The organism is Lentzea sp. NPDC036955 (genome assembly GCF_055608005.1).
Genome location: NZ_JBVJRC010000001.1, coordinates 870,258 through 889,432 on the forward strand (window position 1 = coordinate 870,258; position 19,175 = coordinate 889,432).

9 protein-coding genes are annotated in these 19,175 nt (G+C 73.4%); all 9 read right to left on the reverse strand.

Going from position 1 to position 19,175, the window contains the following annotated elements; translation table 11 throughout:
- Positions 1–30: 30 nt before the first annotated feature.
- The 9 genes from ACZ7CF_RS03970 to ACZ7CF_RS04010 all read right to left on the reverse strand — a co-directional run bounded on the left by ACZ7CF_RS03970 (position 31) and on the right by ACZ7CF_RS04010 (position 18,964).
- Positions 31–10,575, reverse strand: coding sequence for an SDR family NAD(P)-dependent oxidoreductase (locus ACZ7CF_RS03970; protein ID WP_470368744.1), 10,545 nt, complete (start codon positions 10,573–10,575; stop codon positions 31–33).
- A gap of 89 nt (positions 10,576–10,664) precedes the next feature.
- A complete protein-coding gene (locus ACZ7CF_RS03975; RefSeq protein WP_360398837.1) occupies positions 10,665–11,930 on the reverse strand; it encodes a methylaspartate mutase in 1,266 nt (421 codons plus the stop codon).
- Positions 11,927–12,409 (reverse strand): cobalamin B12-binding domain-containing protein, encoded by a 483-nt coding sequence (locus ACZ7CF_RS03980; protein ID WP_360398840.1) that lies wholly within the window; start codon positions 12,407–12,409, stop codon positions 11,927–11,929. The genes ACZ7CF_RS03975 and ACZ7CF_RS03980 overlap by 4 nt, the downstream gene beginning before the upstream one ends.
- On the reverse strand, positions 12,409–13,641 hold the full coding sequence (locus ACZ7CF_RS03985; protein ID WP_360398843.1) for a type III PLP-dependent enzyme domain-containing protein: 1,233 nt from the start codon (positions 13,639–13,641) through the stop codon (positions 12,409–12,411). Before ACZ7CF_RS03985 ends, ACZ7CF_RS03980 begins: the two co-directional genes overlap by 1 nt.
- On the reverse strand, positions 13,638–15,164 hold the full coding sequence (locus ACZ7CF_RS03990) for an AMP-binding protein (protein ID WP_470368745.1): 1,527 nt from the start codon (positions 15,162–15,164) through the stop codon (positions 13,638–13,640). The genes ACZ7CF_RS03985 and ACZ7CF_RS03990 overlap by 4 nt, the downstream gene beginning before the upstream one ends.
- Positions 15,165–15,196: 32 nt before the next feature.
- Entirely contained in the window at positions 15,197–16,771 is a 1,575-nt protein-coding gene (locus ACZ7CF_RS03995; RefSeq protein WP_470368746.1) for an AMP-binding protein, read from the reverse strand.
- 3 nt (positions 16,772–16,774) lie between these two features.
- A complete protein-coding gene (locus ACZ7CF_RS04000; RefSeq protein WP_470368747.1) occupies positions 16,775–17,026 on the reverse strand; it encodes a phosphopantetheine-binding protein in 252 nt (83 codons plus the stop codon).
- A gap of 21 nt (positions 17,027–17,047) precedes the next feature.
- The gene (locus ACZ7CF_RS04005) at positions 17,048–18,004 is read right to left on the reverse strand and encodes an ACP S-malonyltransferase (RefSeq protein WP_360398855.1); all 957 of its coding nucleotides are present in this window, start codon (positions 18,002–18,004) and stop codon (positions 17,048–17,050) included.
- Between the two features lie 3 nt (positions 18,005–18,007).
- Positions 18,008–18,964: a proline iminopeptidase-family hydrolase gene (locus ACZ7CF_RS04010; protein WP_470368748.1), complete on the reverse strand. Its 957-nt coding sequence runs from the start codon at positions 18,962–18,964 to the stop codon at positions 18,008–18,010.
- Positions 18,965–19,175: the final 211 nt, after the last annotated feature.

The following is a 19,175-nucleotide window of genomic DNA, read 5'->3' on the forward strand; positions in this document are numbered from 1 at the left end:
CCTGCTTCCCCGGGTGGCCGGGCGGGCGGCTCAGGTGCCGCTGCGGTTCAACGCGGCGCGCACGAGGTCGGCCACGTCCATGGACTTGATGTCGGTGCCGGGTTCGCCGTCCGCTGTCCGCGGCACCTGCGGTTCGGCCGGCGGTTCCGGGGCCAGGCGGCCGAGGAGGTAGCCGGCGAGTGCGGCGGGCGTCGCGTAGTCGAAGATCATCGTGGACGGCAGCCGCAGCCCGCTGACGGCGTTGAGCCGGTTGCGCAGCTCCACCGCGGCGAGCGAGTCGAACCCCAGCTCGGTGAACGCGCGCCGTGGTTCCACGTCGGCGGGCCCTGCGTGGCCGAGCACCCCGGCCACCTCGGTGCGGACGGCGGTGAGCACGACGTGCTCGTGGTCGGCCTTCGGCAGCCCGGCGAGCCGGTCGCCGAGGGTGCGGGCGTGCTGGGCGGGTGCCACGGCGACGCCGGCGAGCGTCCGCAGCGGCGCGGGCACCTCCTCGCCTCGCCGCCGCAGCGCCCGGAGGTCGAGCCGGACCGGCAGCACGGCGGGCAGGCCGGTCGTCACGGCGGCGTCGAAGAGGGCGAGCGCGTCGTCCGGTTCGAGCACGCCGACGCCGGAACGCTCGATCCGGGCGAGCTCGCCCTCGTCCAGCGACGCGCCCATGCCGCCGCCCGCCCACAGGCCCCACGCCATCGACGTCGCGGCGAGCCCGAGGTCCGCCCGGTGCGCGGCGAGCGCGTCGAGGAACGCGTTGGCCGCCGCGTAGTTGCCCTGGCCGGAGGCGTCGATGGTGCCCGCGGCCGACGAGAACAGCACGAAGTGCGCCAGCTCGCGGCCGAGGGTCAGCTCGTGCAGGTGCCAGGCGGCCTCGGCCTTCGGGCGCAGCACGGTGTCCACACGCGACGGTGTCAGCGCCGTGATGACGCCGTCGTCCAGCACACCGGCCGTGTGCACGACGCTGTCGACCGGTGTGAGCGCGAGCAACGCGGCGACGGCCGCGCGGTCGGCGACGTCGCAGGCGACGACCTCGGCCTTGGCGCCCAGCGCGCTCAGCTCGCCGAGCAGGTCGGCGGCACCCGGCGCGTCCGGCCCGCGCCTGCTCGTGAGAACGAGCCTTTCGACGTCGTTGCGCCGTGCGAGGTGCTTCGCGACGAGCGCGCCGAGCCCGCCCGTCCCTCCGGTGATGAGCACGGTGCCCCACGGGCGCTGCGCCGTGCGGTCCACCGCGTCCGGTGCGCGGACGAGTCGCGGTGCGTGCACGTCGCCGTCCTTGAGGCGCACCTCCGGCTCACCGGTGTCGAGTGCCGCGCCGAGGGACGCGAGGTCCGGCCGGGCGTCTCCGAGGTCCACGAGCACCACGCGTCCGGGTTCCTCCGCGTACGCGGCACGGACGAGACCGCGCACCGCCGCGCCGGCGAGATCGTCGCGGGTCAGCACGACGAGCACCGCCTGCCGTTCGTCGGCGAGCCACGCCTGCACGACCCGCAGGGTCTCGGCGAGGGCTGACCGCACGGCGTCCGGCACAGCGGTGCCGTCCGGCACCGGTGCGGCGTACAGGACCGCGTCGGCGGTGCCCAGCGCGGCGGGCTCCGGTGCGACCGGGACGCCGAGTCCGAGGTCGTCGTCACCGAGCACCGCCCAGTTCCGGTGTGCCCGCACGACGGGCTTCGGCACCGGCTCGCCGGCCACGACGTACAGCTCCCGGGCCGGGACACCCAGCCGGTCGGCGGCGACGGGCCGCGTCACGTACGACGCCACGGTCGCCAGCGGTGCTCCGTCCTCTGTGGAGAGTTCGATCCGCAGGCCGCCGCCGGTGCCTGCGCGAGTCACGCGCACCCTGGCGGCGAGCGCGCCGGAGCCGTGCTGGGTGACCCCGGTCCACGCGAACGGCAGCTCGACCACGCCCGCGCCGGCACCGGCGGACTCGTCTCGCGGGTCGAGCAGACCGGTGACGTGCAGCGCCGCGTCGAGCAACGCCGGGTGCAGGCCGTAGCGGGCGGCGTCGTGCCTGGCCTCCGCGGGCAGTTCCAGCTCCGCGAGCACGGTGTCCTCGCCGGCCCGCCACGCGGCGCGCACGGCGCGGAAGACGGGCCCGTAGTCGTAGCCCTCGGCGTGCATCCGCTCGTACAGGCCGCTGACGTCGAGCCCGGTCGCGCCCGGCGCGGGCCACTCGGCGACCGGCGCCTGACCGGACGCGTCCCCGACCACGTCGAGAACGCCCGTGGCGTGGCAGGTCCACTCGCCGGTCGCGTCGTCGGGCCGCGAGTGGATCTCGACGGTGCCGTCGGCGGCGGCCGAGACGTGCAGCCGCACGGCCGACTCCCCCGGCACGACGAGCGGCGACTGCAGGGTCAGCTCGGTGAGCGCGGGGCGGCCGGTGAGGCGGCCGGCGTGCAGGGCGAGGCCGACCAGCGCGGCACCGGGTACCAGCACGGTGCCGAGGACGGCGTGCTCGGCGAGCAGCGGGTGCGTGGCGAGCGAGACGCGTCCGGTGAGCAGCAGGCCGCCGTCACCTGGCAGGTCCACGGCCGCGCTGACCAGCGGGTGGTCCACTGAGGACAGTCCGTGCGCGGTGACGTCGCCACCGGTCGCGGCCAGCGGCAGCCAGTGGTGCCGGTGCTGGAACGGGTAGGTCGGCAGGTCCACGTGCGCGCCGGTGAAGTCGCCGTAGAGCTGACGCCAGTCGACGTCGAAGCCCCGCACGTGCACCTCGGCGAGCGAGGTCAGCAGCGCGCGCACCTCCCCGGTGTCCTTGCGCGCGGTGCACGCGAAGGCCGGTTCGGCATCGCCCTGGGCCTCGACGAGGCAGTCGGGTCCCATCGCGGTCAGCACGGGGGCGGCGCCGAGCTCCAGGAACGTGTCGACGCCGCGGTCGGCGAGCGCGCGCACGGCGTCGGCGAAGCGCACGGTCCCGCGCACGTGGTCCACCCAGTAGCCGGCCGAGCCGAGCTGGGCGGCGGTCGCGGGCTCGCCGGTGAGCGTGGACATGATCGGCACCGCGGGCTCGTGCGCGGTGAGCCCGGCCATGACCTCGCGGAAGCCGGCCAGCATCGGTTCCATGCGCGGCGAGTGGAAGGCGTGCGAGACCCGCAGCCGCCGGGTCGTGGCGAACCGCGCGGCGACCGCCTCCACGGCGTCCTCGTCACCGGACACCACGACCGCGCGGGGCCCGTTGACCGCGGCGATGCCGCACCGCTCGCCGAGGAGCGGGGTGACCTCCTCCTCGGTGGCCTGCACGGCGATCATGGCCCCGCCGGCGGGCAGGGCCTGCATCAGCTCGCCCCGCGCGGCGACCGCGGTCACCGCGTCGGACAGCGACCAGACACCCGCCACGTGCGCGGCGGCGAACTCGCCGATGGAGTGCCCCGCGAGCCACGCCGGACGCAGCCCCGCCGACTCGAGCACCCGGTAGAGGGCCACCTGCGTGGTGAACAGCGCGGCCTGCGTGTAGGCGGTCTGGTCGAGCAGCGCGGCCGCCTCGCCGTCGCCGAACAGCACGTCGGCGAGCGGGTGGCCGAGGTGACCGGCGAACTGCGCGGCGATGCGGTCGAAGTGCTCCGCGAAGACGGGGTGGGTGCGGTACCAGTCGCGTCCCATGCCCGGTCGCTGGGCACCCTGACCGGAGAACAGGAACGCCAGCGTGCCGTCGGTGACCGAACCGGTCACGACGAGCCCCGGCGCGTCGGCGGCCAGGGCGAGCGCGTCGAGGCCCGCCGTGACGTCGTCGGAGGAGTCCGCGCCGGCGAGGACGACGGCGCGCTCGTCGTGCGCCGCGCGCGTGGTGGCGAGGGCGAAGCCGAGGTCGGCGGGGGCGGTGGTGGACGCCGCGGTGACCAGGTTGCGTGCCTGGTCGCGCAGCGCCGCGGTCGTCCGCGCCGAGACCGGCAGGGCGACGACCGGGGGCGCTTCTCCCCCGGCCACCGCCTCCTGCGCGCCGGGCTCCTCGATGATGACGTGGGCGTTCGTGCCGCTGATGCCGAAGGACGACACGGCGGCACGGCGCGGCCGGGCTCCGGGTTCCCACGGACGGGCCTCGGTGAGCAGCTCGACGGAGCCCGCCTCCCAGTCGACCTTCGAGGACGGCGCGTCGACGTGCAACGTCTTCGGGAGGACGCCGTGCCGCAGGGCCTCGACCATCTTGATGACACCCGCGACACCCGCCGCGGCCTGCGTGTGCCCGATGTTCGACTTGATCGAACCGAGCCACAGCGGTTCACCGCGGTCCTGACCGTAGGTCGCCAGCAGCGCCTGCGCCTCGATCGGGTCACCGAGGGTCGTGCCGGTGCCGTGCGCCTCCACGGCGTCCACATCGGACGGTGCCAGGCCCGCTGCGGCGAGGGCCGCGCGGATGACCCGTTGCTGCGACGGGCCGTTCGGCGCCGTCAGCCCGTTCGACGCGCCGTCCTGGTTGATCGCGGAACCGCTCACCACGGCCAGCACCCGGTGCCCGTTGCGCCGAGCGTCGGAGAGCCGTTCGACGACGAGCACCCCGACGCCCTCGCCCCAGCCCGTGCCGTCCGCGCCGTCGGCGAACGACTTGCAGCGGCCGTCGGCGGCGAGCCCGCGCTGGCGGGAGAAGTCGATGAACGTGTCCGGTGTGGACATCACCGTGACGCCGCCGGCGAGAGCGAGGTCGCATTCGCCCTGCCGCAGCGCCTGAGCGGCGAGGTGCAACGTGACCAGGGACGAGGAGCACGCCGTGTCGACGGTGACCGCGGGGCCCTCGAGACCGAGCGCGTACGCGACGCGGCCGGAGACCACACTGCCCAGGTTTCCGTTGCCCGCGTAGGCCGCGAGGTCCTCCGGCAGCTCGGGGAGCCAGGCGCCGTAGTCGTGGTACATCACGCCCGCGTAGACGCCGGTGCGGCTGCCGCGCACGGTGGCGGGGTCGATCGACGCCCGTTCCAGCGCCTCCCAGGACACCTCCAGCAGCAACCGCTGCTGCGGGTCCATCGCGGTGGCCTCCCGGGGGCTGATGCCGAAGAAGCCGGCGTCGAACCGCGCGGCGTCGTGGAGGAACGCGCCTTCCCGCGTGTACGTGCGGCCGGGCGTGCCCGGCTCGGGGTCGTAGAGCGCGTCGGCGTCCCAGCCGCGGTCGGCGGGGAACCCGCCCACCGCGTCGACGCCGTCGGCGACCAGCCGCCACAGGTCCTCGGGCGAGGTGACGCCGCCGGGATAGCGGCAGGCCGTGCCGACGATGACGATCGGATCGGTGGTGGTGCCGGGGTCGCGCACAACGACGGGAGCCACGGGCTCGGCGCTGCCGAACAGGCCCTCCTCAACGTGCTTGGCGAGCGCGCGCGGCGTCGGGTGGTCGAACACGAGGGTGGCGGTCAGCCGCAGCCCGGTCACCGCGTTGAGCCGGTTGCGCAGCTCGACGGCGGCGAGGGAGTCGAACCCGAGCTCGGTGAACGCGCGCGCCGGGTCGATGGCGGAGGCTCCGTCGTGGCGCAGCACGTCGGCCACCTCGGTGCGCACGAGGTCCAGCACCACGCGTTCGCGCTCGGCGACCGGAACGGTGGCGAACCGGCCCTCCTCGGAGGGCCGCGCACCGCCCGCGGCAGCACGGCGCACGGCGGGACGCACGAGCTCGCGCAACAGGTGCGGCACGCCGTCGGGACGGCGTCGCACGGCGGCCGCGTCCACCTCGACCGGCACCGCGGTGGACCGTCCTGATCGGACGGCGAGGTCGAACAGCCGCAGCGACCGTTCCGCCGGGAGTCCCGGCAGCCCGGCGGCGGCGATGCGGCGCAGCGCGGCGGCGTCGAGTGCGGCACCCATGCCGGTGCCCGTCGCCCACAGGCCCCAGGACAGCGCCGTGGCGGGCAGGCCGAGTGACGCGCGGTGCTCGGCGAGCGCGTCCAGGTAGGCGTTGGCGGCGGCGTAGTTGGCCTGGCCCGGCGCGTCGAGCACCGCGGCGAGCGAGGAGAACAGCACGAACCGCTTCAGCGGGCGGTCGAGCGTCAGCTCGTGCAACAGCCAGGCGCCGTGGGCCTTGGCGTGGAAGACCTCGTCGACCATCTCGTCGGTGAGCGAGCCGAGCAGACCATCGCGGACGACTCCCGCCGCGTGCACCACCGAGTCGGCGGGGTGCTCCGCCAGCAACCGCATGACGGCGTCGCGGTCGCCGATGTCGCAGGCCACCACGGTCACCTCGGCGTCCAGGTCCCCGACGAAGCCGGGCACCTCCCCGCGCCTGCCGGCCAGCACCAGGCGGCGGACGCCGTGCGCCTCGACCAGGTGCCGCGCCACGAGCGACCCGATCCCGCCGGTGCCACCGGTCACCAGCACGGTGCCCCAGTCGTCGGCGGCGGCGGTGGCCGGAACCGAGACCGGAGCGGAGACCGGAGCGGAGACCAGGCGCGGGACGAGGAACTGCCCGCCGGTCAGCGACAGCTCCGGCTCACCGCTGGCGAGGGCCTGGGCCAGTTCGGCCTCGGAAGGCTCGGCGTCGTGCTCGACGAGCACGAAACGACCGGGGTTCTCGGCCTGCGCCGCGCGGACGAGCCCGCGGACCGCGGCGTGCGCGGGGCTCGCGGGCGGCGTCACCACGACGAGCGGTGCGGTCGTGCTGTCGTCTTCCAGCCACGTGCGCACCAGGCGCAGTGCCGTGCCGGCGTGCTCGCGGGCGTCCCGCGCGTCCGCGCTCGCGGCATCGCCGAAGCGGTGCACGACAGCGCCCTGTGGAACTGCGGTGGGTGCCGGGGCACGGTGTGGCACCCACCGCACAGCGTGCAGGACCTCCTGGTCCTGCACGAGCCGGGAAACCAGTCCGCCGATGTCGGCCACCGGTGCACCGGTGACGTCGGCGAGCCGGAGCGAGATGCCGCCTCCGTCGCCGCGCGTGATCGCGACGCGCACAGCGGTCGCGCCGGTGGCGTGCAGCGTGACGCCGGTCCAGGCGAACGGCACGCTCACCTCCGACGGAGGCGCGTCCAGGTCCGCCGCGTGCAACGCCGCGTCGAGCAACGCGGGGTGCAGGCCGAACGCACCCGCGCTCTCCGCGATCCCTTCCGGCAACGCGACCTCGGCGTACACGGTCCCGCCCTGCCGCCACGCGGCGCGAAGACCCCGGAACGCCGGCCCGTAGCCGTACCCCTCGTCGGCCAGGCGCTCGTAGAGGTCGTTCGTGTCGACCGGGTCGGCACCCGGCGGCGGCCACTCGCCGAACGGCGCGGGATCGGCGGCGTCGGCCGGGGCGAGGACACCCGCGGCGTGCTCGGTCCACGGGCCCGCCTGGTCGGCGCGGCTGTGGACGGTGACCTGACGACGACCGTCCTCGTCCGCCACGCCGACCGCCACCTGGACGGAGACCTCCTCGTCGCCACCGAGGACGAGCGGTGCGCTCAGGGTCAGTTCCTCCAGCTGCAGCGGCGGGCCGGCGGGTACGTGGTCGGCGGCGCGCAGAGCGAGCTCCACGAACGCCGTGCCGGGGAACAGCACCCTGCCGCCGATGACGTGATCGGCGAGCCACGGCTGGGTGCGCGTGGAGATCCGTCCGGTCAGCACCGCGGCGTCCGCGCCCACGCCGGCGACAGCGGCGAGCAGCGGGTGATCGGCGGGCAGCTGTCCGAGCGCGCCGGCGCCGGCGGACGTGCCCTGGTCGAGCCAGAAGCGCCGCCGCTGGAACGGGTACTGGGGCAACTGGACCGGAGTGCCGCCGGACCCGGCGAAGTGCCGCCGCCAGTCGACGGGGACGCCGCGCGAGTGCACGGCCGCGAGCCCCGACATGGCCTCGTGCGCTTCGGGCCGGTCCCGGCGCAGCGCCGCGATGAAGGCCACTCCGCCGGCGTCCACGCACTCCGGTCCCATCGCCGACAGCGTGGCACCCGGTCCGAGCTCGAGGAACGTGCGCACGCCCGTGTCGGCGAGCAGCCGCAGCGCGTCGTGGAAACGCACCTGTGCGCGGACGTGGCCGACCCAGTACTCCGGATCGCACATCTCGACCGACACCGGCTGCCCGGTCACGGTCGACACGATCGGCAGGCGCGGCTCGCGGAAGTCGAGCACGCGCACGACGCGGCGGAACTCGTCGAGCACCGGCTCCATGAGCGGCGAGTGGAAGGCGTGGCTCACGCGCAGACGCCGGGTGTCGCGATCACGTGACGACAGCTCGGCGGCGATCCGCTCGACGTCGCCGAGCTCGCCCGACACCACCACCGACTCGGGGCCGTTGACGGCGGCGATCCCGGTTGCCGCGGTCAGCAGAGGGGTCACTTCGGCCTCGGACGCGCGAACGGCGAGCATCGCGCCCCCGGCGGGCAGCCGCTGCATGAGCCGGCCGCGCGCGGCGACGAGGATCGTCGCGTCCTGCAGCGTCAGCACGCCCGCGACGTGCGCGGCCGCGATCTCGCCGACGGAGTGGCCCGCGAGGTGGTCCGGCGTGAGGCCCCAGCTCTCGAACAGCCGGTACAGCGCGACCTCGACGGCGAACAGCGCGGGCTGCGCGTACTCCGTCGTGTCCAGCAGGGCGGCGTCGGCACTGCCCGGCTCGGCGAACATCAGCTCGTCGAGCCGGCGCGGCAGCTGGAGGTCGAAGTGGGCACAGGTCGCGGCGAGCGAGTCCGCGAAGACGGGGTAGGTGGCCGCCAGCTCGCGGCCCATCCCCGCGCGCTGGCTGCCCTGCCCGGCGAACAGGAACGCGATCTCGCCCGGCACCCGCTGCGGCACCGCGGTGGCACCGTTCGCGAGTCCCTCCAGGGCAGCGCGCAGCTCGTCCCGGCCGGTCGCGACGAGCACCGCCGAGTCGCGCAGCGCGGCACGCGTGGTGCCGAGCGCCTGTGCCAGCTCCACCGGTTCGACGGTGTCGACGAGGGGCAGCAGGTCACGGGCACGCGCGCGGAGCGCGTCCTCGCCGCGCGCGGACAGCGGGAACGCCAGCGGGCGGGCGCCGGCCGGGCTCGGCGCGGAGGTGTCCGGTTCCTGCTCGGGGCGTTCGAGGATGACGTGCGCGTTGGTGCCGCTGACGCCGAAGGACGACACGGCGGCGCGGCGCGGGCGGCCCGTCTCCGGCCACGGACGGGACTCGACGGTCAGCTCGACCTGGCCGGAGGACCAGTCGACGTGCGGCGTCGGTTCGTCGACGTGCAGCGTCGCGGGAACCTCGCCGTGCTGCATCGCGAGCACGGCCTTGATCACCCCGGCAACGCCGGCGGCGGCCTGGGTGTGCCCGAGGTTGGACTTCACCGACCCGAGCAGCAGGGGCCTCGCGCGGTCGCGTCCGTAGGTGGCCAGCAGCGCCGTCGCCTCGATCGGGTCGCCGAGCCGGGTACCGGTGCCGTGCGCCTCGACGACGTCGACGTCCGCCGGCGTGAGTCCCGCTGACGCGAGCGCACTGCGGATGACCCGCTGCTGCGCGGTGCCGTTGGGCGCGGTGAGGCCGTTGGACGCGCCGTCGGAGTTCACCGCGGAGCCGCGCACCACGGCGAGCACCCGGTGGCCGTTCTTCCGCGCGTCCGACAGCCGCTCCAGGACCAGGACGCCCACGCCTTCGGCGAAACCGGTGCCGTCCGCGGCCGCGGCGAAGGGTTTGCAGACCCCGTCCGGTGCGAGGCCGCGCTGCCTGCTGAACGCGGTGAAGACACCCGGTCCACCGAGCACGGCCACACCACCGGCGAGCGCGAGCGTCGTTTCCCCCGCGCGCAACGAGCGGCACGCCAGGTGCAGCGAGACGAGTCCCGCGGAGCACGCCGTGTCCACGGTGAGCGCGGGACCTTCCACACCGAGCACGTACGCGACCCGGCCGGACACGACGCTGGAGGCGTTGCCCGCCAACAGGTACGCGTCCATGCCGTCGGGTGCCTCGTGCAGGTGCGGGCCGTAGTCCAGCATCTCCGCACCGACGAAGACACCGGTCGCCGTGCCGCGCAACGCGGTGGGGTCGATCCCGGCGTTCTCGAGCGCGTGCCAGGTGGTCTCGAGCACGAGCCGCTGCTGCGGGTCCATGCCCAGCGCCTCGCGCGGGCTGATGCCGAAGAACTCGGCGTCGAAGTCGGTCGCGGTGCCGAGGAACCCGCCCTTGCGCACGTAGGCGCTGCCCGGCGTCTCGGGATCGTCGTCGAACAGGGCGCCGAGGTCCCAACCGCGGTCGGAGGGGAAGTCGGACAGCACGGTGCCGCCCTCGGCGAGCAGCTGCCACAACGCCGCCGGATCGTCGATGCCGCCGGGGAAGCGGCAGCCGATGCCCACGATCGCGACCGGCTCGTCGTCGACGGCGGCGGGGGTGGTGGGTGCGGCGGGCACGTCCGCGGCGTCGTCGGTTCCGTCGGCCGCGCGCAGCAGCCGGTCCACCAGCTCCGGCAGCGTCGGGCAGTCGTAGGCGAGGCTCACCGGCAGGGGAATCCCGGTGCGCTCGGTGAGGACGTGGTGCAGGTGGACGGCGGCCAGCGAGTCGAGCCCCTGCGCCGCGAAGGACTGCTCGGCGTCGAGCGCGCCACCGGCGGCTGCTTCGTCCGGCCGCGCCTGCGCGATGGCCTCCGCCACGGCGGCGCGCACCAACTCGGTGACCACCCGGCGGCGTCCGCCCGGCGCGGCCTGCGCCAGCCGTGTCGCCAGTGCTGATTCGGCTACGAGCCCGTTCATCCGCGCATCTCCCGACTGACCGGCGCGATCTCTGGTCCTTGCTTGGAACGTAACGAGAGCAGGAGGAGGGACCCCACCCTTAAAAGCCCCTAAGACACACCGGCGGCGGCCATGCCGTCGTAGCTGCGGCGCACGAAGGACAGCGACCGCAGCAGTTCCGACGACGTGAGTCCGCGCGCCGCGCGGCTCTCGGCGATACCGCGCAACGGCATCCGCCCGATCCGCGACCAGCGCAGGCTGCCATCGGTGTCGATGTAGCTCCTGCTCTCCCCCGCGTTGTCCGGGTGCAGGCAGTACGGCACGTCGAGCAGGCCCGTCGCGAACGCCGTCAGGAACGCCTGGCCGAGGTCGTCGTTCAACGCCAGCACGGCCTCCACCAGTGCGCGGGCTTCGGCGTGGACGGCGTTGCCCTCCAGCGGGGCCGGCGCGTACGGCGTGCGGGCGGCGACGTCGGAGGCCAGCTCCAGGGCGGCCACGTTCTCCTCGATCGACGGGATGCGTTGCGACTCCGCGACCGTCTTGACGATGATCCGCTCCGACCCCGTGCGCGACGCCAGCCCTGCCGCCGCGCCGAGCAACGCACGCGCGCCGTCCTCGGTCTCCGGGAACACTCCCATGTAGGCGTAGATGACGACGTGCCAGTCGACGTCCGGCAGGAGCATCGAGCACAGCGCGCGCAACGCGGCGACGGCTTCGGCGTCCTGCGCCTCGTTCGTCTGCTGCGCATAGCTGACCGAGATGCTGCGTATGCCCAGTCGCCGGAAGAACACCGCTTCCAGCACGCTGATCGCGACGAGCAGGCTCGGCGGGCACAGCTGCCCGAGCATGCACCCGCCGAACGTCTCGAGGTGCGGTTCCACGCCCGGCCCGCGCGCGGCCGCCATCAGCTCGGAGGCCGCCGTCCAGTGCGCCACGGACTCCCGCAGCGACACCCGCCCGTAGGGCAGGCAGTAGGAGATCGGCCCGCCCTCCGAAGCGTCCAGCCCGACCTCGAGCAGAGCGCGGATGATGTCCTCCGGTGCCGCCGAACCGTGCCGCACCTGGACCGGGAAGTCCGGTCCGCAGACGCCGTCGAGCACCGCCTCGGTGGTACGGCGTTCGTGGCTCACGATCGGGTAGCCGTTGAGCGCGGCCCCTTCGAGCAGGGCCAGGCGGGCCGACTCCAGATCACCGACGCGCGTGTAGCTGTCGATGGTCAGGGTGCCGACCGTGGTCGCGTCGGCCTTCCTGGTGGCCCGCAGGCCCGCGCGCATCCGCTCGGGATCGCTCATCCCCATGCGCGGTTGCACGACGAGCCTGCCGCGCTCGTGCGCCTCGCGGACGAAGGCGCCGAAACCGGTTCTCGCGCGGGTCATACCCGCAGCCGCTGGGGCAGTTCGAACAGCAGGCGGCTGAACTCGTCGATGCCCCCGCTGTCCACGCCGTCGGCGAACACCGCGTCGTAGCCCGCCGCCTTCAGCTCGGCGACCTGTTCGGCGGACGAGCTGCCGGTGATGCCGAGCTTGCCCCCGATCACCGCGGGGACGTCGGCGAGCTCCTGCCGCGCGCGCAGTCGGGTGACCATCCGGATGCCGTCGTGGAAGCCGTGGCCGTTGACGCTGCTCACGACCACGAGCGCGGGCTGCTCCGCCACCGCCTCTTCGACGAGCAGGTCCTCCGGCACGCACGGGCCGAGGTTGACCACCCGCCTGCCGTGCTCCTCGATCAGCAGCTGCAGGTAGACGAGGTTCCAGGTGTGCGAGTCCGACGTACCGCCCGCCACGAGCACGGGCTGGTCGCCCGCGTCGCCGGGAAGGAGATCGACGTTGTCGCGCTGCGGCGAAGAAATGGTCATCAGAGTGCCTCTCCGTGTTCATATGCTCGTGAGTGCTCGATGCGGGAGGCGGAGACGACATCGGCACCGCGGACGACGACTTCGGTGGGCGCGGGCCTGCCGAGGAACATCAGCAGGCTCGCGGTCGGGCCGTAGGACCCGGCGTTGGGCACGGTCAGCAGTTCACCGGGCTCCAGGTCGGGCAGCCGGACCCCCCTGCCGAGCAGGTCGCCGGGGGTGCACAGCGGGCCGGCGAGGTGCGCGCCGGCGCCCTCGGCGACGGCCTCGTGCGGCTCGACGGAGATCGGCATGATCCGCCCGAGCCCGGACATGCCGCCGAAGGTGTTGATCCCCGCGTCGAGGACCAGGTAGCGCTGTCCCCTGCTGTGCTTGACGTTGACGACCGAGGTCAGCAGCGTGCCGCTGTCCGCGACGAGGTACCGGCCCGACTCGCAGGCGATCCGCGGCGCGCCGTCCCGCCAGCCGGGGAAGTGCTCGTCGAGCGCCTCCGACATGGCCTTGCCCAGGTACTCGTAGACAGGGCGGTGGCCCTGCACGGCGTACGGCGCGGCGAAACCACCGCCGATGTCGACCAAGCGGAACCGGACGCCGAGAACGTCCTGCAGCCGTGCGGCGCTGGTGATGGTGTGCTGGAACTCCGCGATGAGGCTGTCCTCGTCCTGGGTGTTGCTCAACGGGAAGAAGTGCAGCCCGGCGATGGTCGTCCCCGGCACCTCGCGCAGAGCCGGGGCGAGGTCGGCCAGCGTCTCGCTGTCGAACCCGAACTGCGACGGCACACCGGTCATCCGGATGCTCGTCGCCGCGGCCCCCGTGGCGTTGTTGACGCGCAGGAGGCAGTCCGCAGTCGTGCCCGCCTCCAGCGCCACGGCGCCGACGCGGCGCAGGTCTCCGATCGACTCGACCGAGAACAGCCGTACGCCGTGCGCGATGGCCGTGGCGAGTTCGCCCGCCGTCTTGCCGGGGCCGGTGTAGAGCACCTCGTCACCGCGGAAACCGGCGCGCAGCACCGCGTCCAGCTCGCCGGTCGAGCTGATCTCCGCGCGGACGCCGCGTTCGCCGGAACGCAGCTCGCGCAGCAGCTCGGGGTGGGGGTTGGCCTTCGCCGCGTAGTACAGCACCACCTGCTCGGGCAACGCCGCGAGCAGGTCGTCCCTGGCCGCCACGACGCGGTCGAGGTCGTAGACGAAGGCAGGCGTGCCGAAGCGGTCCGCGATCTCCCGGTAGCCGGTCACGGTGCGACTCCTTCCAGGAGCTTGGTGAGGCGGGCCCTGTCGTACTTGCCGTGCTGGGTCAGCGGCAGTTCTTCGACGATCCTCGCCACCGAGGGCACCTTCGCGGGTTCGAGCCGGCGCGCGAGCTCCCGCAGCAGTGCGTGCGGTTCGATGTCGCCCTCCACGAACACGGCGAGCGCACGGCCGTCCTCGGGCGGCACCGCGGCTGCCGCGCGCACACCGGGCACGTCGGCGGCCGCGGCCTCCAGCTCGGTCGTGCTCATGCGCACGCCCTTGTGCTTGAACATGTCGTCGCGGCGGCCCTCGTAGTAGAGGAACCCGTCCTCGTCCACACGGCCGAAATCACCGGTGTGCAACCGAAGCCCGCCATCGGACCCGACGCGGAAGGAACGCGCGGTCTGCTCGGGGGCGCGCCAGTAGCCCGGCATCACGTGCGGTCCTTCGACCACGATCTCCCCGATCTCTCCCGGCGGCAACGGCTCACCGTGCTCGTCCACGACGAAGGCGCGGGTGCCGGGCAGTGGCCTGCCCACCGAGTCCGGCTTGCTGCCGGCGAGCTCCGGCGGCAGCACGGACACCCGCTTGCACTCGGTCTGTCCGAACTGGATGATCACCTCGGCGCCGGGGAAGGCCGCGCGCAACGCGTCGGCGGTGGGCTTCGGCAGCGCGGCACCGGTGTTGGTGAACATCCGCACCCGCGCACCCTCCGGGACACCGCGCTCCGCGAGCGTGCTGATCATGGTGGCCAGCGAGGGCACGATCGGCACGACGGTCGCGCCGGTGTCCACGATCCGGCTCAGCAGCAGCAGGTCCGACTCGCCGTCGGCGAGCACCAGCTCGCTGTGGCCGGCTGCGGTGAGCAGCACCTTGTAGAGCCCGTAGTCCCAGGAGATGGGGAACCGGCAGAAGACCACGTCGTCGGGCCGGTAGCCGAGCTCGGCGTTGATCGCCCCGGTGACGAACACCATCTGCCGGTGCGGGCAGATCACCGCCTTGGGCGCCGCGGTCGAGCCCGAGGTGTAGACGAGCACGGCGACGTCGTCGGGGTGCACGTCGGTGCCGGCGCCCCGCGCCTTCATCCGGTACAGGTCCTCGATCTCGGCCCACACACCGGAGAAGCCGCGCACGGCCACGCCGCCGGAGAACGCGGCGACGCGGTCCACCGCCTCGTCGGGCACGATGATGAGCGCCGGTTCGGCGTTCTGCACCACCGCGCGGAGGTGGAAGTCCTTCATCCCGGTGTTGACCGGCACCAGCACCGCGCCGCAGCGCGACGTGCCGTACAGCAGGGCCGCCAGTTCGCGGTTGCTCGGCAGCTGGACCAGCACGCGGTCGCCGCGGCCGATGCCGGAGAGGGCCAGCCAGGCGTCGACGGCGTGGCTGTGGCCGGCCAGCTCCCGGTAGGTCCACCGGCCGGCGGAGTCGCTGATCGCGAAGGAGTCGGGGTGGCCGGCGAGGGCTTCGTCGAGCAGGTCGTGGACCAGGGCGCCGGTGCGGGCCCCGGTGGTCTGGGTGGAGTTCACTTGTGGCTCGGGCCTTTCGTGCTGGTTCCCGGTCACCGGCCGCCGCGAGGGCGGGGCCGGCCTCTGACCGCGGCCCCGCTCGCCTCGGAGGTGAGCTTCGAGCGGTCGATCTTGCGGTTGCTGTTCAACGGGAACGCGTCGATGTGGTAGTAGGCCCGCGGCACGACGCCGGAGGGCAGCCGGTCGCGCAGGTGCCGCGCGAGCCGCGCGGGCGAGAGCGGTTCCCCGGTGTGGAACACGGCCAGCTCGACCGTGCCCTCCATCTCCAGCGCCACCGTGACGGCCTGGTCGACGCCTTCGCAGTCCCGGACCGCCGCGTCCACCTCGGCCAGTTCGACGCGGATGCCGTGCACCTGCACCTGGGAGTCCCTGCGGCCCAGGTACAGCAGCCCCGCGCCGTCGGTGGCGAGCCGCACGCGGTCGCCGGTGCGGTAGAAGCGCTTTCCCTCGTGCACCAGGAAGCGGTTCACGTCGTCGGCCGGGTCGAGGTAGCCCGCGGTCAGCTGCGGGCCCGCGACGCACAGCTCGCCCTCCCCGGTCCGGCTCGGCCTGCCGTTGTCGTCCAGCAGCACCAGGTCATGACCTTCGTGGAGCTCGCCGATGGGCACGACGTGGTGCCGCCGTTCCTCGTCGCACCAGCGGTAGGCGCTGACGGTGATCGTCAGCTCGGTGGGCCCGTAGAGGTTCTCCAGGGTGGACCTGGACGCGGCCTGCGCCCAGTCGGCGGCGTCGACGTCGTGCAGCGCCTCACCGGCGAAGAAGCTCCACCGCAGGGTGCTGAGGGACCCCGCCTGGAGACCGCCGGTCTTGCGCACCAGGGAGATCGCGCTCGGCGTGGAGAACCACACCGTGATGCCGTGCTCGCTCAAGAACTCGGGGAGCCGCGCGTAGGCTTGGGGCGGCAGCGGAACCACCGGCGCGCCCGCACCCCAGGCGCAGAACAGGTCGAACATCGCGCAGTCGAAGTTGAGGTCGAAGGTCTGCGAGAAGACGTCCTCGGGACCGAAGTCGTAGCGCTTGTCCTGCAAGGCGAAGTAGTGCGCCGTGTTGGCGTGCGTGACCGGGACGCCCTTGGGACGTCCCGTGGACCCCGAGGTGAACAGCACGTACGCGACGTCGTGCGGACGTGTCGGCATCGGGGCCGTCAACGCGCTGCCGGGGTCGATCCGCAGACCCGGCGCCGGGTGGACGCCCGGCGCGAACAACGTCGGCAGCTCGACCCCCTCGTCCGCCAGCGCGCGCAGTGCGGGCAGGGAGTCGTCGTCGGCGAGAAGTGCCTGCACACCGGCCGCCTCGATCATCTGCCGGGTGCGCGCCGCGGGGAACGCGGGCTGCAGCGGCACCACGGTCAGTCCACTGTAGAACCCCGCGAGCAGGGTCGCGTAGGCCGAGGTTCCCTTGCCCACCAGCACCCCGAGCGTCCGGGTGTCCTCGGCGAGGCCGGCGAGTGCGGAGCCGGCGAGCAGCAGTGCCCGCTCGTGCAGCTCGCGGAAGGTCGTCACGCCCCCGTCCGCGCGCACGGCCGGCCGCTCCGGTGACAGGGCGAGGCCGCGGGAGAACCGTCCCGCCAGGGTGCTGTCGGTGATCTGGACCAGGTTCGCCGTCATGGCTCAGCGCGCCGCGTGGTCGAGTGTGCGCTCCACGGTCGACCACAGCATGCCCGCCGTGCGGAAGGTCTCCATGCTCAGCGCGCTGTCGTCGAAGCGGACGCGGTAGGTGTTCTCCAGAACGCTGAGCAGGTGCACCGCGTTCAGCGAGTCGAGGCCGAGCTCCTTGAGGTCGGCCTCCGGTGCCAGGTCCTCGGTGTCGGGAAGGAACGGCAGAAAGCCGCGGACCAGGTCCTCGAAGTCATCGTTCCACATGGTTTCCTCCATCTGTCTGGCTCAGGCCGCGAGCACGCGGCGCCGGGGTGTCATCGCGAGCCGCGGCTGGGCGGCGACGACGTCGAACCGCTCCGCCGCGCACGGAACGCGGCCGAACAGGCTGTCCGGCCCGGCGACGCACAGCCGCCGCACGCCGGAGTCGCGCAGCGCGTCCGTCACGCTCGGCCAGTTCATCGGGTGGTCGAACCCGTCGAGCAGCATCGTGCGCAGCTGCTCACCGGTGTGCAGCAGCGAGCCGTCCTGGTCGGCCACGACGGGCAGCGAGGGGTCGGCGAACCGGTAGCGCGAGACGACCTCGCGCTCGGCCTTGTCGCGCAGCCCGCGGAAGAGTGAGGCGTGCATCGGCGGCCGCATCGTGTACAGCGGCATCCCGCCGATCCCGCGCACCCGTGCCGCCAGCCACTCGACCTCGCTCTCCGCGATCGACACCATGAAGAACCCGTCGTCGACGTAGCAGGAGATCTCGTGCCACTCGCCGCGTTCGGTGAGCTCGGCGAAGATCGGCTCGATCTTCGCCATGGGGGCGCGGACGAAGGACAGCGTGACGACATCGGTGTGCTCCTCGGCGAAGTACTCGTCGAGGCACCGGGCGATGTCGGCGGTGAGCCGCACCGCGTCAGGCAGTTCGAGCACGCCGGTGTAGGCGAGCACCGCCTTCTCGCCGAAACTGGGTCCCGTCACCACATCCGGTGTCACGCCGAGGTCCGCCTCTGCCCACCGCGCGCAGGCGAGGCAGTTCACGAAGAACGCCACCTGCGCGGCCTCGGTGTAGTCGCCGGGGTCCTCGCGCAGCGAGTCCACCAGCGAGTAGCCGAGCACGTCGTCGGCCACGGCGACCAGTTCCCGCGCGAACGGGTTGGCCACCATGAACCGGCCGATGTCGCGGAACGGCACCGGTCCCATGCCGGGGAAGACCATCGCCGTGGTGAACCCACCGCCGCCACTGGGCGCGCCCACCGTTCAGAGCCCCTTGAGGAAGTCGACGAGCACCTCGTGGAAGAGCTCGGGCTCTTCGAGGTGCGGAAGGTGCGCGGAGTTCTCGAAGATCTCCCAGCGCGCGCCCTTGACGTGCTCCTCGTAGGGCCGCATCACGGTCGGCGTCGCCTCGTCGTAGCGGCCGCTGAGCAGCAGCGTCGGGGTGTCGATCGCGGGGAGGTCGTCGATGACCGAGAAGTCCTTGAGCGAGCCGATCACGTGGAACTCGTTCGGCCCGTTCATCGCGTAGTAGACGGTGGGGTCGTTGTAGATCTCCATGTACGAGGAGACGAAGTCGCGCGGCCACGGCCGGGCGCGGCAGACGTGCCGGTCGTAGAAGACCCGCATCGCGGCGAGGTACTCCCGGTCGTCGTAGGTGCCGGCCGCCTCGTGGCGGAGCAACGCTTCCTGGGTCTCCCTCGGCAGGTCGGCGCGCAGGCGCGCCATCTCCTGCAACCAGATCGGGTACGAGGCCGGCGCGTTGGCCACCACCAGCCCGCGCAGCCCTGCCGGGCCGGCCGCGGCGTGCTTCGCGCACAGCGGACCGCCCCACGACTGTCCGAAGAGGACGTAATTGTCGGCGATCCCGAGGCCGGTCAGCAGGTTGTCCAGCTCCTCCAGGAAGAGCTCGACCGTCCAGAACGCCGGATCGGCGTCGGGCAGGTGCGTCGACCCGCCGTTGCCGAGCTGGTCGTAGTGCACCACCGGCCAGCCGTCGTCCGCGAGCCGCGCCAGCGGCAGCAGGTAGTCGTGCGTGCTGCCCGGTCCACCGTGGACCGCGACCACGGCCGGCCGGTCGCCGCCGAGCTCACCGGTCACGCGGTACCAGGTCCGGTAGTCGCGGAAAGCCACCGTTCCCTTGGTGCTGGCCAAGGGGACACGGGTTCCGAACGGCACGAAGACCACCTCCTCGGGCAGCACTCGCTGGAACGGCCGCGGCACCGGCAAAATGGCGCGCTGACCGTTGGGGACCGAACTTCCAGCCGAAAGCTATCGCCGACCCCGACCCCTAAAAGCCCCTACGCGGCGGGGTCGGGTTCCGGTGCTCCGTGAGGTGCGTCCCCTGTGTGGTTCGCTTCAGAAATGAGAACGCTCACAACGGAAAGCCCGCACGGCACAACCGAAAGCGTCTCACTACGGACAGCGGTTTCTA

Bases quoted from the DNA above. Each gene is read 5' to 3' on its own strand.
- ACZ7CF_RS03975 (WP_360398837.1), bottom strand. From the start codon at position 11,930: ATGACCCGCGCGAGAACCGGTTTCGGCGCCTTCGTCCGCGAGGCGCAC.
- ACZ7CF_RS03970 (WP_470368744.1), bottom strand. From the start codon at position 10,575: ATGAACGGGCTCGTAGCCGAATCAGCACTGGCGACACGGCTGGCGCAG.
- ACZ7CF_RS04000 (WP_470368747.1), bottom strand. From the start codon at position 17,026: ATGTGGAACGATGACTTCGAGGACCTGGTCCGCGGCTTTCTGCCGTTC.
- ACZ7CF_RS03995 (WP_470368746.1), bottom strand. From the start codon at position 16,771: ATGACGGCGAACCTGGTCCAGATCACCGACAGCACCCTGGCGGGACGG.
- ACZ7CF_RS03980 (WP_360398840.1), bottom strand. From the start codon at position 12,409: ATGACCATTTCTTCGCCGCAGCGCGACAACGTCGATCTCCTTCCCGGC.